The following is a 14,333-nucleotide window of genomic DNA, read 5'->3' as shown; positions in this document are numbered from 1 at the left end:
CCGTTCACGGGTCCATTCACGGGTCCATTCACGGGTCCATTCACGGGTCCGTTCGCGGACTGATTGCCGGGTCATTCGGCGGGTTCCGCCAGCAGGAGACAGACATGAGTTTTTCATTACCTTCATCCGACCAACTGGTCACCCGCACCGACGAGTCTGTCTATGAGACGGATACGCCGGTGCTGTATGCAGTGCGTGACGGCATCGCCAGCGTGACGATGAACCGGCCCGGGTTCAACAACGCGCAGAACTCGCAGATGACCTACGCGCTGGACGCGGCGTTCCGCCGCGCCGTCGACGACGATGCCGTGCGGGTGATCGTGCTGCGCGGCGCCGGCAGGCACTTCAGCGCGGGCCATGACATCGGCACGCCGGGACGCGACGTCGACAAGTCGTTCGAGCGCGCGCATTTGTGGTGGGACCATACCAACAAGCCGGGCGCGGAATTCAACTATGCGCGCGAGCAGGAAGTCTATCTGGGCATGTGCCGGCGCTGGCATGCGCTGCCCAAGCCGACCATTGCCATGGTGCAGGGCGCCTGCGTGGCCGGGGGACTGATGCTGGCCTGGGTGTGCGACCTGATCGTGGCGGCGGAGGGTGCCTTCTTCCAGGATCCCGTGGTGCGCATGGGCATCCCCGGGGTGGAGTATTTCGCGCATGCGCATGAGCTGAATCCGCGCGTGGCCAAGGAGTTCCTCTTTCTCGGCGAGCGCATGGACGCGGGCCGCGCCCATGCCATGGGCATGGTCAACCGCGTGGTGCCGGCGGACCAGCTCGAAGCCGCGGTCTATGACATGGCGGCGAAGATCGCGCGGCAGCCGCGCCTGGGCCTCGCCCTGACCAAGCAGGTCATCAATGGCGTGGAAGAGCTGCAGGGCCTGCGCGCCACGATGGACATGGCGTACGGCTATCACCACCTGGCGCATGCACACAGCCAGGTGCTGGGCGAGGGACCCCTCGGTGGCCACGATGCGCGGTCGATGGTATCGGCCAATAAACAGGCGGCGGCTCCTGGCGCGGGAGAGCGGTCGTGAGTGCCGCAGGAGCACAGCACAACCCGCTGCATATGCCGCTGCACACGCCGCTGTGCGAGCTGCTGGGCTGCCGGTATCCGGTGATCCAGACCGCGATGGGCTGGGTGGCGGGCGCCGAGCTGGTGGCCGCCACCTGCAATGCGGGTGGCTTTGGCTTCCTGGCGGGCGCCACGATCGCGCCCGAGCGGGTCGAGGCGGAAATCGTGCGGGTCAGGGAACTGACCGGCGACAAGCCGTTCGGCCTCAACTTCCATATGTTCCAGCCCAATGCCCGGCAACTGCTCGATCTGGCGGTGCAGCACCGGGTGCGCGCGGTCAGCTACGGGCGTGGCCCTGACAAGCAGACCATTGGCCGCCTGCGTGACGCCGGCATCGTCTGCATGCCCACCGTCGGCGCGCTCAAGCATGCGCTGAAGGCTGTGGAACTTGGCGCCAACGTGGTCACGGTGCAGGGCGGCGAAGGCGGCGGCCATACCGGCTCGGTGCCCACCACGGTGCTGCTGCCGCAGGTGCTGGACGCCGTGCAGGTGCCGGTGGTTGCCGCCGGCGGCTTCTACGACGGCCGCGGCCTGTTGGCGGCGCTGGCCTACGGGGCGCAGGGCATTGCCATGGGCACGCGCTTCCTGATGACCAGCGACAGCGGCATCCCGCCGCAGACGCTGCAGCGCTATCTGGACGCCCGCGACCCGGAGCGCATCCGCGTTTCCCTGCTGGTCGACGGGATGCCGCAGCGCATGATCGAAAACGAATACCTGGCCGCGCTGGAACAGGCATCGCCACTGTCGCGCGTGCTGCTGGCGCTGCGCAGCGCCTTTGCATGGAAGGCGCAGACCGGAATGTCGGCCGGCCAGGCGCTGTCGGTGCTGTGGCAGGCGCTGCGCTCCGATGCGGCCTCGGTGGCGCAGACCGTCATGGCGGCCAACGCGCCGATGCTGCTGCAGCGCTCCATGGTCGATGGGCGGCCTGCCGAGGGGGTGATGTCGGCCGGGCAGGTGGCCGCGCTGATCGGGCAGCTGCAATCGTGCCGCGAGGTCATAGAGGGCATCGTTGCACAGGCCTGCGCGCGCCGCGACGCGCTGGCGCCGTGAACCAAGGCAATTCATACGAGGTACGACATGTCCGAGCAGTTTTCATCCGAGGTGCATGACAACGGCGTGGCGGAAGTGGTGCTGCGGCACCCGCCGGTCAATGCCCTGAACAACGCCGGCTGGCACGCGCTGGCCGCCGAAATCGAAGCGCTGGGAGAGCGCGCCGACGTGCGCGTGATCGTCATCCGCGCCGAAGGCCGCGGCTTCTGCGCCGGCGTGGACATCAAGGAGCTTGCCGCCAACCAGGGGCTGATCGTTGCGGTCAATGCGGGCAACTACGCCACGTTCCGGGCCGTGCACCGCAACAAGGTACCGGTGCTCGCCGCCGTGCACGGATTCGTGCTCGGGGGCGGCATCGGCATCTGCGGCGCCGCCGACTTTGTCATCGCGGCCGACGATGCGAGCTTCGGCTTGCCGGAGGTCGACCGCGGCGCCATGGGCGGGGCCGCCCACCTGCAGCGCATGTTCGGCATCCAGAAGACGCGCTACCTGTTCTACACCGGCGCGATGATCGGCGCGGCCGAGGCGCTCGCGCTGGGCGCGGTGGAGCGGGTCGTGCCGGGCGAGGCGCTGCGCGCCACCGCGCTGGAGATCGCCGCGCGCATCGCGGCCAAGAGCCCGGCCATGATCCGCATCGCCAAGGAGGCCCTGGCCGGGATCGAGGACGGCAATCTGGAAGACAAGTATCGCTGGGAGCAGGGCTTCACGCTGCAGGCCTATATGAGCCCGGATTCCGCCGAAACACGCCAGGCATTCGTCGAGAAGCGCGGCGCGGCATTCTGAAGACAGGGAACAAGAACGGAAAGGGGGGGCAATGAACCTGAACAATACGCGGGAACAGGTGGCGTTCCGTCAGGAGGTGCGGGAATGGCTGCGCGAGCATGTGCCCACGGCACCCTTGCAAAGCTATGACACGCGCGTCGGCTTCGAGCAGCATCGGGCATGGGAGGGCGTGCTGGCCGAGGGCGGCTGGAGCAGCGTGACGTGGCCGGGCGCATTGGGCGGGCGCGATGCCGGCCTGATCGAGTGGCTGATCTTTGAAGAGGAATATGCGGCGGCCGATGCACCGCTGCGGGTCAACCAGAACGGCATCCTGCTGCTGGGGCCGACCCTGATGGAGTTCGGCACCGCCGAGCAGAAGGCGCGCTTCCTGCCGCGCATGGCACGCTGCGAGGACATGTGGGCGCAGGGCTGGTCGGAGCCGAACGCCGGCTCCGACATGGCCGCGATCAGCAGCAAGGCAATCCGGCACGGCGAGCGCTACGTACTGAACGGCCAGAAGACCTGGTCCACGCGCGCGATCTTTGCGAACTGGCTGTTCGGCCTGTTCCGCAGCGACCCGGCATCGCAACGCCATCACGGCCTGACTTACCTGCTGGTACCGCTGGACGCGCCCGGCATCACGGTGCGCCCGATCAAGGCGCTCAATGGCAAGGACGCATTCGCCGAGATCTTCTTCGACAACGTCGAGGTGCCGGTGGAAAACCGCGTCGGCGAGGAAGGCCAGGGCTGGCACGTGGCGATGGCCACGGCCGGCTTCGAGCGCGGCCTGCTGCTGCGTTCACCGGCCCGTTACCAGCGTACCGCCGAGAAGCTGATCCAGCTCTATCGCCAGCGCCAGGCCGCCGCGGATCTGGACCCCATGCTGCGCGATGCCGTGCTGCGCGCCTGGATGGGGGCGCAGGCCTACGGACTGGCCGCTTACCACACCGTGGGCCGCTTGCGCCAGGGCGCCACGATCGGCGCGGAGGCAAGCACCAACAAGATCTTCTGGTCGGAGCTCGACCTGGATATGCATGAAACCGCGATGCGCATCCTGGGCCCGGAGGCGGAGCTGCTGCGCGCGGCAGACACACCGGCCGCCCATGACTGGCTCGAGGGCTTTCTGTTCGCGCAGGCCGGTCCGATCTACGCCGGCACCAACGAGATCCAGCGCAACATCATTGCCGAGCGCGTGCTTGGCCTTCCCAAGAACTGAGCGGAGAGCTACCGATGGACTTCACCTTTTCCGCGGACCAGATTGCCTTTCGCGAGGCAGTCAGCCGCTTCCTGATGACCGAGGCGCCGCCCGAGCTGCTGCGCGAGATCTGGGAAACCGAAAGCGGCCGCTCGCCCGAGCTGTTCAGCAAGATCGCCGCGCAGGGCCTGAGCGGAATGTCCGTGCCCGAGGCGGAAGGCGGGATGGGCCTGAGCGACGTGGATTGGGCGCTGATGACGCAGGAGCTGGGTTACTACGCACTGCCCGACGCGCTGGCCGATACCGCCTATGTCGGCGCCGGCATGCTGGCCGGGCTCGAGCCTGGCCACCCAGCGCGCGCGCGCTGGCTGCCTGGTGTGGTGGATGGCGGCTGCCGGATCTCGGTAGGGCACCCGGTCAATGCCCTGGTGGCGGATGCGCACATGGCCGATGTCCTGTTGCTGCCGCATGCGGTGCCGGGTGGCACGGAGCTGCACGCGGTGCCGCGCGATGCGGTCGAACTGGTGCAGCCGCAGGCCAGTGTCGACGCATCGCGCCGTCTTGCCGCGGTGCGGTGGAGCCCTGGCCCCGCGACCCGGGTGGCCGCGGGTGAGGCCGGCCAGCGCCTGTGGAGCCACGCGCTGGAGCGCGGGGTGATCAACGTGGCGGGCCAGCTTGTCGGGCTGGCGCAGCGCATGCTCGACATGGCGGTCGACTACGTGGCGCAACGCAGGCAGTTCGGCAAGCCGATCGGTGCATTCCAGGCCGTCAAGCACCATCTGGCCGACGTGGTCACCCGCATCGAATTTGCCAGGCCGGTGCTGTATCGCGCCGCCTATGCGCTGGCCCACGACGAGCGCCACTGCGCGCTGCTGAGCTCGCATGCCAAGCTGGCCTGCGCCGATGCCGCCTGGACGGCGGCGCGCAAGGCGATGCAGGTGCACGGCGCGATGGGCTACACCTGGGAGGTCGACCTGCAGATGTTCGCCAAGCGGGCCTGGGCGCTCGATGCGGCGTGGGGCGATCGCGGCTTCCACAAGGCCCGGGTCGGCGCCGCGCTGTTCGCCGACGACGCCCCGCTGGGCCCGACGGCATCATTCAACCCCTGAACCCGGAGACCATACCGTGGCAGAAGCCTATATCGTGGACGCCCTGCGTTCACCCACCGGAAAACGCCGCGGCTCGCTCGCGGCCATGCACGGCGCCGACCTTGGCGCGCACGTGATCGAGGCGCTGGTCGCGCGCAACCCGATTCCCGCCGATGAGTATGACGACGTGATCTTTGGCTGCGTGGATACCATCGGCGCACTGGCCGGCGACATTGCCCGCACGGCGTGGCTGGCCGCCGGCATGCCGATGGTGGTGCCGGGCACGACCGTGGACCGTCAGTGCGGCTCGTCGCAGCAGGCCATCCACTTCGCTGCGCAGGCGGTGATGAGCGGCACGCAGGACGTGGTGCTGGCCGGCGGCGTGCAGACCATGTCGAGCATTCCGATCTCGTCGGCGATGCTGGCGGGGCAGCCGCTCGGGTTTACCACGCCGTTTGCGCAAAGCCGCGGCTGGCAGGCGCGCTTTGGCGATGCGCCGGTCAACCAGTTCTATGCCGCGCAGCGCATCGCCGACCATTGGGGGATCTCGCGCGAGGCGATGGAAGCCTTTGCGCTGGAGAGCCATCGGCGCGCGCTGCATGCCATGGCCGAAGGCCGCTTCGCGCGCGAGGTGGTACCGGTGCCCGGCATGCTCGACATGGACGAGACCGCGCGCGCCAGCACGCTGGAGAAGATGGCCGACCTGGCTCCGGTCGATCCGGACTATCCGAAGATCACGGCGGCGGTATCGAGTTCCACCTGCGATGCGTCCGCCGCCGTGCTGGTGGTATCGGAGGCGGCACTGAAGCGCTACGGGCTTACCCCGCGCGCGCGCATCCACCACCTGAGCGTGCGCGCAGACGATCCGATCTGGCACCTGACCGCGCCGATTTCCGCAACGGAACACGCGCTCAAGCGCTGCGGCATGCGGCTGCACGATATCGACCTGGTCGAGATCAACGAGGCCTTTGCGTCGGTGGTCATGGCCTGGCTGAAGGAAACGGACTATCCGCACGCGCGCACCAACGTCAATGGCGGCGCCATCGCGCTGGGCCATCCGCTGGGCGCATCCGGCGCGAAGCTGATGACCACGCTGCTCCATGAGCTTGAGCGCAGCGGCGGGCGCTTTGGCCTGCAGACCATGTGCGAAGGGGGCGGGCAAGCCAACGTCACCATCATCGAGCGGCTGTGAGCCGCTTCCCAAGTATTCTCAGGCGCCGATCCGGGCGCTTGCATCCACACGCTGACCGATCAAGCTCCACATGACTCTCTGCAAAGACCGTACCGTCATCATCACCGGCGCCGGCGGGGGCCTCGGCCGCGCCTACGCACTCGCCTTCGCCGACGCGGGCGCCAATGTCGTCGTCAACGATATCCGGGCCGAGGCTGCCGCTGCCGTGGCCGCCGAAATCCGTGCCGCCGGCGGCAGCGCGCTGGCCGACCACGGCGACATCACCGGCGTGGCCGGCGCGCAGGCCATCGTCGATGCCGCGCTGGCGGCCTTCGGCGAGGTCCACGTGCTGGTCAACAACGCCGGCATCCTGCGTGACCGCATGTTCCTGTCGCTCTCCGAGGAGGATTGGGATGAGGTCATGCGCGTTCATCTCAAGGGCCATTTCTGCCTGGCCAATGTGCTGGCGCGGCGCTGGCGCGACGCCGCCAAGGCCGGCGCGCCGGTCGATGCCCGCATCATCAATACGAGTTCGGGCGCCGGCCTGCAGGGATCGGTCGGGCAGTCGAACTATGCCGCGGCCAAGGCCGGCATTGCCGCACTGACACTGGTGCAGGCGGCGGAACTGGCGCGCTACGGCGTCACCGCCAATGCGCTGGCCCCCGCGGCGCGCACATCCATGACAGAAGGCGCCATGCCGGAGATGGTGAAGAAGCCCGACAGCGGCTTCGATGCGTGGGACCCGGCCAATGTCGCGCCGCTGGTGGTCTGGCTGGGCAGCCCGCTGTCCCGCCATGTGAGCGGCCGCTGCTTTGAAGCAAAGGGTGGCGAACTGTCCATGGCCGACGGCTGGCGCACGGGGCCCGCCGTTGACAAGGGCGGGCGCTGGGAACCCGGTGAACTGGCCGGGGTGGTCGAGCAGCTGATCGCCGCCAGCGTTCCGCCCCAGAAGGTGTATGGCACCTGAACGCCTGAACGCCTGAACGCCTGAACGTCTGCAAGGGCCACGGCGCGTCGTCCGTCAGGACGATGCCGCCGCAATCCGCCCGCGCCAAGATGCACGCATTGCAACGGATACTGCCTGAGGCAACCGAAATGAACTCCGCCCCCGACTATGTCGCCCCCCACGGCCTGCTGCGCGGCAAGTCCGTCCTCGTGACGGCTGCCGCCGGCGCCGGCATCGGCTTTGCGGTGGCGCGCCGCGCCGCCGAGGAAGGCTGCCGCGCATTGTTCGTCTCCGACGTGCATGAGCGGCGCCTGCACGAAGCAGTCAACACCATCCGCGAAGCCACCGGCTTGCAGCAGGTCTACGGCCAGTTGTGCGATGTCAGCCAGGAGGCGCAGGTGCAGGCGCTGGTGTCCGCCGCCCATGCGCAGCTTGACGGGATCGACGTGCTGGTCAACAACGCCGGCATGGGCACCAGCTGCCGCGTCGTCGACATGGACGACGACGAATGGAGCAGGGTGGTCGATATCACGCTGGGGGGCACGTTCCGCATGACGCGCGCGGCGCTCAGGGTGATGCAGCCGCGTGGCCGTGGCGTGATCGTCAACAACGCCTCGGTGCTGGGCTGGCGCGCCCAGGTCGAGCAGGCCCACTATGCCGCGGCCAAGGCCGGGGTGATGGCGCTGACGCGTTGCGCGGCGATGGAGGCCGCCGAGTATGGCATCCGCATCAATGCGGTGGCCCCGTCCATCGCGATCCATGCCTTCCTGAAAAAGTCCGCCGCGCCGGAACTGCTTGAGCAGCTGGCAAGCCGCGAGGCGTTCGGGCGTGGCGCGGAACCCTGGGAGGTGGCCAATGTGATGGTGTTCCTCGCCAGCGATTACGCCTCTTACATGACCGGCGAGACGATCTCGGTCAGTTCCCAGCACGCGTGAGGGCAGCCATGACCATCTGCTTCGATGCCGTGGCGGCCGTGCTGGACGCGCGCGGCCAGGATCTTGGCGTGACCGGCTGGATTACGCTGGGCCAGGAACGTATCAGCCAGTTCGCCGACGCCACCGGGGATCACCAGTGGATCCATGTCGATCCGGAACGCGCCCGCGAAGGCCCGTTCGGCGGCTGCGTGGCGCATGGCTACCTGACGCTGGCGCTGGCCAACCTGTTCCTGCCGCAGCTGGTGCGTTATGAGCGCTTGCGCCTCGGCGTCAACTACGGATGCGACCGCGTGCGCTTTCCGGCGCCGGTCAGGGCAGGCGCGCGGGTGCGCGGACACGGACAGGTAGTGGGCGCCGAAGCGGTCGGGGACGGCGTCCAGGTGACGGTGCGCATCACCGTGGAGGTCGAAGGCACCGATAAGCCTGGCTGCGTGGCCGACACCATCAGCCGCCTGTATTTCGAATAACGCGGCAGGCGCCTGGCCGGCATGCTCCGGCCATACGGGCGCGGCACCGCCACCGCACCAACCCGCACCAACCCGCACCAACCCAACCCGAGGTTCATCATGCAAGAAGCCGTTATCGTTTCCACCGCGCGCACGCCGATCGGCAAGGCTTTCCGTGGCGCCTTCAACGACACCGAGGCGCCCGTGCTGGGCGGGCATGTCATCCGCGCCGCGCTGGACAAGGCCGGGGTAGCGGGCGAGGAGGTCGACGACATCGTGCTTGGCATTGCCGCGCAGCAAGGCACGCAGGGCTATAACCTTGGCCGTCTGTGCGCGTATACGGCGGGACTGCCGGACAGCGTGGGCGGCATGACGATCGACCGCATGTGTGCCTCGGGGCTGGTCAGCATCGCTGCCGCGGCAAAGAGCATCATGACGGGCGAGCACACCATTGCCGTGGCGGGGGGCCTGGAGTCGATCTCGCTGGTGCAGAACCCGCACAAGAACAGCTATCGTGCCCAATCCCAGGCGGTGCTGGCGGCGGCGCCCGCGGCCTATATCCAGATGATCGAGACCGCCGAGGTGGTGGCCGCGCGCTACGGCATCCCGCGCACCGCGCAGGATGAGTATGCCCTGCGCAGCCAGCAACGGACGGCGGCCGCGCAACAGGCCGGGCTGTTCGACGATGAGATCGTGCCGCTGGCCAGCACGCGCGCGCTGTTTGACAAGGCCGGCAACGCGGCCGGCAGCGAGGCGGTCAGGCTGGCGCGTGACGAAGGCAACCGGGCCGACACGACGCTGGAGAGCCTGGCTGCGCTCAGACCCGTCTGGAAGGGCGGCGAATGGGCAGCGCAAGGCCTGCATATCACCGCTGGCAATGCCTCGCAGCTCTCCGATGGCGCCTCGGCCTCGGTGCTGATGTCGGCCAGGGAAGCGGCGCGCCGCGGGCTGCGGCCGCTCGGCGCTTACCGTGGCATGGCGGTCGCCGGCTGCCGGCCGGAGGAGATGGGCATCGGCCCGGTGTTCGCGATTCCGAAACTGTTGTCAGCGCACGGGCTGACCGTGGGCGATATCGGGCTGTGGGAGATCAATGAAGCCTTTGCCTGCCAGGTGATCTATTGCCGCGACCGTCTTGGCATTCCGGCCGACCGGCTCAATGTCAACGGGGGCGCGATTGCAATCGGGCATCCCTTCGGGATGTCGGGGGCGCGGCTGGTTGGCCATGCGCTGCTGGAAGGGCGTCGCCGTGGTGTCCGCTACGTGGTGGTCAGCATGTGTGTCGGCGGCGGAATGGGCGCCGCGGGCCTGTTCGAAGTACGCTAGCCACGGCTGGCTGCGGAGCGCGCGATGGTCAGGCGGACCGCCTTGCAGGCGGATCAGACGAGGACGAGCATCATGCGTGCCGCCGAGGGCGCGTTCTGCGCCGCCGGCTTTGCCGGGACCACGCTGGAAGATATCGCCCGCGTGGCAGGTGTGACCCGCGGCGCGGTCTACTGGCACTTTGAGAGCAAGCAGCACTTGCTGGAGAACGTGTGCCAGGCCGCCGTGCTCTCTTTCGATGAAGCGTTCGCCGCGCCTGCGGCAGGCTCGCCGTTGCAGGCGCTGGCGGTGACCGCCGAGGTGTTCTTCCAGACCGTTGCCGGGCGGCACGATGCGCGACAGCGCAGCACGCTGCTCTTCAAATGGGGGGAGCAGGGCGGCGCCGACATCATCCGCGACAAGCGCATCGCATTGAGCGCACGCCTGCGTGCCCATGCGGGCGGGTGCCTGGAGCTGGCGGTGGCGTCGCGGCTCCTGCCGGCCAGCACCAATATCCTCACCGTGGCGCTGGCCTATGAGGCCTATGTGTTCGGGGTACTGGAAAGCTGGCTGTTTGCGCCAAGCTTCGACCTGGCCGGGCGCGCGGAGGAACTGGCCGGCAAGGCCATCGGTCTGGTGCGGGCATGAGCGCGGCGACAATCCGGCCCGCCGAGGCAGCCGAGCCGTGGCTCACGGCCTCTGCACCGGCCCGGCGGGCAATGCCTGCGGCATGCGGTGCCGGGAACGCCAACACCGGGGCGCTGGCGCGGCAAAGGCTTCTCGCCCAGGTGCGCCGGCTGACCGAGCAGCTCAAGCGCCGTGCCGAGCGCGCCGGCATCTTCGCGCGGGTCACGCCCGATGGCCTGGCCAGGGCGGAATTGCAGCGGTGCCTGGAAGAAGCCGGGCAGCATGCGGGTCAGGGCGCCGCATGCCGATGCCTGGTCCTGCTGGCGTGCGCCGTGGATGGCGGCACGTCCATCAGCATCGAGGTGTTCGAGAAATGCCGGGAGCTGGCCGAGCGTTCGTCCGATCCCGCCTTGCGTGCGCTCTTCTTCACCTGCGCACGCCGCATCGTGCTCGGCGAGCCGGTAAAAGTGCAAATTCCCGGGAACCCGTCCTTAGTCCCTACGGACGATGCCCGGCGGGCTGAGGGCGGAAAGAATAAATTGCGGGGCTGCCGGCAGTCTGGGCAGTCCACCTGACGCCCCGGGCCTCATTTGCAGTCAGGCCAGGGGCCGCGCAAAATGATGCCAGCGTGCGGGCCGAACTGCCATTTCCCATGCGTTCCAGGGAAAACCCCAGTGCCGGCGCCAGGTAGGGAACAGGCCCCAACGAGATCAATCGAGACACAGCCAGGAACCATCATGCCTGATTCACTCGCGCCGGAAGCGCTGCCAGCGCTCGATCAATACGAATACCTCGACATGGACGCCATGGAGATGGCGGCCGCGGTCAGCATGGGCGAACTGGAGCCCGCTGCCTTGCTCGCCGCGGCCATGGCGCGCTGCGATGCCGTCGACCCCATCGTGCGCTCGGTCAACATGCGCCACGACGCGCATGCCCGCGCGCACCTGCGGCAACTCGGCAGCGCCGGCCTGCTCGGGACGGCACCCCTGGCCGGCGTGCCGATGCTGATCAAGGACATGAACACGTACCTGGCCGGCACGAAGACTACCAACGGCAGCCGTTTTCTCGCGCAGGGCGCGGCCGCCACGCATACCAGCACGATTGTCCACCGCTACGAAGAGGCCGGCATGCTGGTGTTCGGCAAGACCACCACACCGGAGTTCGGGCTCGCGACCACCACGGAATCCGCGCTGTGGGGCCGAACCCGCAATCCATGGAACCTGGGGCGCAGTGCGGGCGGGTCATCGGGGGGTGCGGCGGCGGCCGTGGCGGCCGGCATCGTGCCGGTTGCCCATGCAACCGATGGCGGCGGATCGATCCGGATTCCGGCTGCGTATTGCGGCGTGTTCGGCCTGAAGCCGACCCGCTATCGCACGCCCCAGGGGCCCGGCGCATTCGAAGGCTGGTTCGGGGCAAGCTGCGGCCACGTGGTCTCGCGTACGGTCCGCGATTCGGCGCTGGTGCTCGACGTCAGCCACGGGCGCGAACGTGGCAGTCCGTACTGGCTGCCTGCCGTGCCGAGATCGTTCGTGGAATGCCAGGCCGAGGATCCGGGCCCGCTGCGCATCGGCCTGGTGACCGCTGCGCTGACCGGCGTGCCGCTCGACCCGGAGATTGCCGCGGTCCTGCAGGAAACGGCCCGCCTGCTGGAGGCAATGGGACATCGGATCGAGCCGGCGCGGCTGCCGGTCGACCCGGCCAGCCTGTTCAGCGCGCATGGCGCCGCCTGCGGCGCGGCGCTGGTCACGGCGATCCGCGATCGCGAGGCCGCGGCGGGGCGCGAAGCCACGGCGGACGACCTGGAGGCGATCACCTTCGAGCTCTACCAGCGCAACAAGGCGAGCAGCGCCGAGAACCTGTTCCGGGCGCGCCGCACCTTTGACCAGGTGGCATTGGCCATGGACCAGATGATGGAGCGGTACGACGTGCTGCTGTCCCCGGTCACCGCCGGCCAGACGCCGGTCCTCGGCGATTTCGGGCTCGACCAGCCCTACGCGTCCTATGCCACGAAGATGATGGGCAGCGCCGCCTTCACCGTGGTGGCAAACGTCAGCGGACAGCCGTCGATGTCGTTGCCCAGCGGTTTCACGGCCGACGGCATGCCGGTCGGCATGATGTTCACGGCCGCCTTGTGCCGCGAGGACATCCTGTTCTCGCTGGCCGGGCAGATCGAAAGGGCCCGTCCATGGAGCTTGCCGCCCGCCGGCTGGGAACGCAGCATGGCGGCCACGGATCTTCCCCGCGCCTGAACACGGTCGGTTCCCACCCGGCGCGGCCGACGCGCACGCATCCACCCAATCTTAGCGAGCCACTGCCATGAAGCACGAAGTCCCCGGTGCGCGTCAGCGCTACACCCTGCTCCTGTTGTTTCTCGTCACGGTCATCAACCTGATTGACCGGCAGGTGATAGGCGTGGTGATCGAGCCGATCAAGCACGAGTTCCACGTCTCCGACGCGGCGATGGGCCTGCTGACCGGGCTTGCCTTTTCCGTAGTCTATTGCTGTTGCGCCATTCCCATTGCACGCTATGCTGATCGCGCCAACCGGCGCAATGTCATTGCCGCCAGCTGCATGGCCTGGAGCGTCATGACCATCGTGTGCAGCGCCGTCACGGGCTACTGGCAACTCGCCATTGCCCGCATGGGCGTTGCCATTGGCGAGTCGGGCAGCAATGCGCCATCGATGTCGATGATTGCGGATCTCTATCCGCCCCAGCGCCGTGCCAGGGCGATCAGCATACTGATGCTGGCGGCGCCGGTCGGCACGCTGATCGGGATGAGCGCCGGCGCCTATCTCACCTACTACTACGGATGGCGCGTGACGTTCTTCTGGCTCGGCCTGCCCGGACTTGCCGTTGCCTTGCTGCTGCGCGCGACGGCCCGCGAGCCGGCCCGCATCGACTACCCGGGCGATGCCAGGGGCGTCGCCGCACCGCGCGGGCAGCCGGTGGGAGAGGTGCTGGGCGAAATCCTGAGCTCGCGCACGTTCGTCACGATCGTCGTCTCGGGCGCGTTGCTTGCGTTCTCGGGCTATGCCTTCGGGATCTGGAGTACGGCCTTCCTGGTACGCACCCATGGCATGACGCTGCGGGATGCCGGCGCCCTGATGGGCCTGGCCGCCGGCCCCGGCGCCGTGATCGGTTCGCTGACGAGCGGATGGCTGGCGGACCGGCTGGCGCGCCGCGATGCCCGCTGGCAACTGGGCATCCCGGTGATCGGGGCGCTGCTGACGTTCCCCAGCGCGCTTGCGGTGACGCTGGCGCCGGTGCATGCGGCCTGGCACCTGGGCACGCTGGCGATACCCGCGGTCGGTCTGCTGATCTTCTGCATGTCGGTATTCGGGATGTGGTGGATGGCGCCGAGCTATTCCGCGGTCACGCAGCTGTTCCCGGGGGATCGCCGTGCCACGGTCATCGCGATCTACAACTTTGGCATTCTCGCGGTCGGTGCGGGGTTGGGCCCGCTGGCGGTGGGGGTGCTCAGCGACGGGCTGGCCGCACAGTTTGGCAGCGCGGCGCTGGGCCATGCGCTTGCCGCGTCGTCGCTGGCCAATCTTGTCGCCGCGGGGTTGCTCGCGACGGCGCTCAAATCGTTCGCCCGGGCGTTGCCGGAAGCCGCCGGCGTGGCGGCGGGCAAGGGCATCGCGGAACCTGAGAAGCGCGCCGCAGCACGCGCATAGGGAGCCGCATAAAAGAGGTGCTTCGGACTTTCGCGTGGGTACTGCATACGGGTGCGAGTGGCCG

Annotated in this window: 14 protein-coding genes; all 14 read left to right on the top strand. The window is 68.5% G+C overall.

The genetic code is table 11. From position 1 onward, the window contains the following. The first annotated feature begins 104 nt into the window (after nucleotides 1–104). The 14 genes from AC1DQ3_RS08035 (at nucleotide 105) to AC1DQ3_RS07970 (ending at nucleotide 14,269) form a co-directional block, all read left to right on the top strand. Nucleotides 105–1,034: an enoyl-CoA hydratase gene (locus AC1DQ3_RS08035; protein ID WP_477119646.1), complete on the top strand. Its 930-nt coding sequence runs from the start codon at nucleotides 105–107 to the stop codon at nucleotides 1,032–1,034. A 32-nt stretch (nucleotides 1,035–1,066) separates the two neighbouring features. Further along, nucleotides 1,067–2,122, top strand: coding sequence for an NAD(P)H-dependent flavin oxidoreductase (locus tag AC1DQ3_RS08030; RefSeq protein ID WP_477119802.1), 1,056 nt, complete (start codon nucleotides 1,067–1,069; stop codon nucleotides 2,120–2,122). A 27-nt stretch (nucleotides 2,123–2,149) separates the two neighbouring features. After that, on the top strand, nucleotides 2,150–2,905 hold the full coding sequence (locus AC1DQ3_RS08025; RefSeq protein WP_477119645.1) for an enoyl-CoA hydratase family protein: 756 nt from the start codon (nucleotides 2,150–2,152) through the stop codon (nucleotides 2,903–2,905). Between the two features lie 31 nt (nucleotides 2,906–2,936). Then, nucleotides 2,937–4,100, top strand: coding sequence for an acyl-CoA dehydrogenase family protein (locus tag AC1DQ3_RS08020; RefSeq protein ID WP_477119644.1), 1,164 nt, complete (start codon nucleotides 2,937–2,939; stop codon nucleotides 4,098–4,100). A gap of 14 nt (nucleotides 4,101–4,114) precedes the next feature. Next, nucleotides 4,115–5,188, top strand: coding sequence for an acyl-CoA dehydrogenase family protein (locus AC1DQ3_RS08015; protein WP_477119643.1), 1,074 nt, complete (start codon nucleotides 4,115–4,117; stop codon nucleotides 5,186–5,188). Between the two features lie 16 nt (nucleotides 5,189–5,204). Further along, a complete protein-coding gene (locus tag AC1DQ3_RS08010) occupies nucleotides 5,205–6,359 on the top strand; it encodes an acetyl-CoA C-acetyltransferase (RefSeq protein WP_477119642.1) in 1,155 nt (384 codons plus the stop codon). A 70-nt stretch (nucleotides 6,360–6,429) separates the two neighbouring features. Further along, on the top strand, nucleotides 6,430–7,305 hold the full coding sequence (locus tag AC1DQ3_RS08005; RefSeq protein WP_477119641.1) for an SDR family oxidoreductase: 876 nt from the start codon (nucleotides 6,430–6,432) through the stop codon (nucleotides 7,303–7,305). 128 nt (nucleotides 7,306–7,433) lie between these two features. Further along, nucleotides 7,434–8,219: an SDR family oxidoreductase gene (locus AC1DQ3_RS08000; protein ID WP_477119640.1), complete on the top strand. Its 786-nt coding sequence runs from the start codon at nucleotides 7,434–7,436 to the stop codon at nucleotides 8,217–8,219. Between the two features lie 8 nt (nucleotides 8,220–8,227). Then, nucleotides 8,228–8,686, top strand: coding sequence for a MaoC family dehydratase (locus AC1DQ3_RS07995; RefSeq protein ID WP_477119639.1), 459 nt, complete (start codon nucleotides 8,228–8,230; stop codon nucleotides 8,684–8,686). A gap of 99 nt (nucleotides 8,687–8,785) precedes the next feature. Beyond that, nucleotides 8,786–9,988: an acetyl-CoA C-acyltransferase gene (locus tag AC1DQ3_RS07990; protein WP_477119638.1), complete on the top strand. Its 1,203-nt coding sequence runs from the start codon at nucleotides 8,786–8,788 to the stop codon at nucleotides 9,986–9,988. Nucleotides 9,989–10,060: 72 nt separating this feature from the next. Next, nucleotides 10,061–10,612, top strand: coding sequence for a TetR family transcriptional regulator (locus AC1DQ3_RS07985; protein ID WP_477119637.1), 552 nt, complete (start codon nucleotides 10,061–10,063; stop codon nucleotides 10,610–10,612). Continuing rightward, the gene (locus AC1DQ3_RS07980; protein ID WP_477119636.1) at nucleotides 10,609–11,166 is read left to right on the top strand and encodes a hypothetical protein; all 558 of its coding nucleotides are present in this window, start codon (nucleotides 10,609–10,611) and stop codon (nucleotides 11,164–11,166) included. The genes AC1DQ3_RS07985 and AC1DQ3_RS07980 overlap by 4 nt, the downstream gene beginning before the upstream one ends. A gap of 162 nt (nucleotides 11,167–11,328) precedes the next feature. After that, the gene (locus AC1DQ3_RS07975; RefSeq protein ID WP_477119635.1) at nucleotides 11,329–12,840 is read left to right on the top strand and encodes an amidase; all 1,512 of its coding nucleotides are present in this window, start codon (nucleotides 11,329–11,331) and stop codon (nucleotides 12,838–12,840) included. Between the two features lie 67 nt (nucleotides 12,841–12,907). Continuing rightward, nucleotides 12,908–14,269 (top strand): spinster family MFS transporter, encoded by a 1,362-nt coding sequence (locus AC1DQ3_RS07970; protein ID WP_477119634.1) that lies wholly within the window; start codon nucleotides 12,908–12,910, stop codon nucleotides 14,267–14,269. Nucleotides 14,270–14,333: the final 64 nt, after the last annotated feature.

The sequence above is a fragment of the Cupriavidus sp. 01T418 genome, assembly GCF_056398885.1.
This window is presented reverse-complemented; position numbering and strand designations above follow the sequence as displayed.

Excerpts from the sequence above, each read along its gene's own strand:
- AC1DQ3_RS08035 (WP_477119646.1), top strand. The coding sequence starts at position 105 with ATGAGTTTTTCATTACCTTCATCCGACCAACTGGTCACCCGCACCGAC.
- AC1DQ3_RS08030 (WP_477119802.1), top strand. The coding sequence starts at position 1,067 with ATGCCGCTGCACACGCCGCTGTGCGAGCTGCTGGGCTGCCGGTATCCG.
- AC1DQ3_RS08025 (WP_477119645.1), top strand. The coding sequence starts at position 2,150 with ATGTCCGAGCAGTTTTCATCCGAGGTGCATGACAACGGCGTGGCGGAA.
- AC1DQ3_RS08020 (WP_477119644.1), top strand. The coding sequence starts at position 2,937 with ATGAACCTGAACAATACGCGGGAACAGGTGGCGTTCCGTCAGGAGGTG.
- AC1DQ3_RS08015 (WP_477119643.1), top strand. The coding sequence starts at position 4,115 with ATGGACTTCACCTTTTCCGCGGACCAGATTGCCTTTCGCGAGGCAGTC.
- AC1DQ3_RS08005 (WP_477119641.1), top strand. The coding sequence starts at position 6,430 with ATGACTCTCTGCAAAGACCGTACCGTCATCATCACCGGCGCCGGCGGG.
- AC1DQ3_RS08000 (WP_477119640.1), top strand. The coding sequence starts at position 7,434 with ATGAACTCCGCCCCCGACTATGTCGCCCCCCACGGCCTGCTGCGCGGC.
- AC1DQ3_RS07995 (WP_477119639.1), top strand. The coding sequence starts at position 8,228 with ATGACCATCTGCTTCGATGCCGTGGCGGCCGTGCTGGACGCGCGCGGC.
- AC1DQ3_RS07990 (WP_477119638.1), top strand. The coding sequence starts at position 8,786 with ATGCAAGAAGCCGTTATCGTTTCCACCGCGCGCACGCCGATCGGCAAG.
- AC1DQ3_RS07985 (WP_477119637.1), top strand. The coding sequence starts at position 10,061 with ATGCGTGCCGCCGAGGGCGCGTTCTGCGCCGCCGGCTTTGCCGGGACC.
- AC1DQ3_RS07980 (WP_477119636.1), top strand. The coding sequence starts at position 10,609 with ATGAGCGCGGCGACAATCCGGCCCGCCGAGGCAGCCGAGCCGTGGCTC.
- AC1DQ3_RS07975 (WP_477119635.1), top strand. The coding sequence starts at position 11,329 with ATGCCTGATTCACTCGCGCCGGAAGCGCTGCCAGCGCTCGATCAATAC.
- AC1DQ3_RS07970 (WP_477119634.1), top strand. The coding sequence starts at position 12,908 with ATGAAGCACGAAGTCCCCGGTGCGCGTCAGCGCTACACCCTGCTCCTG.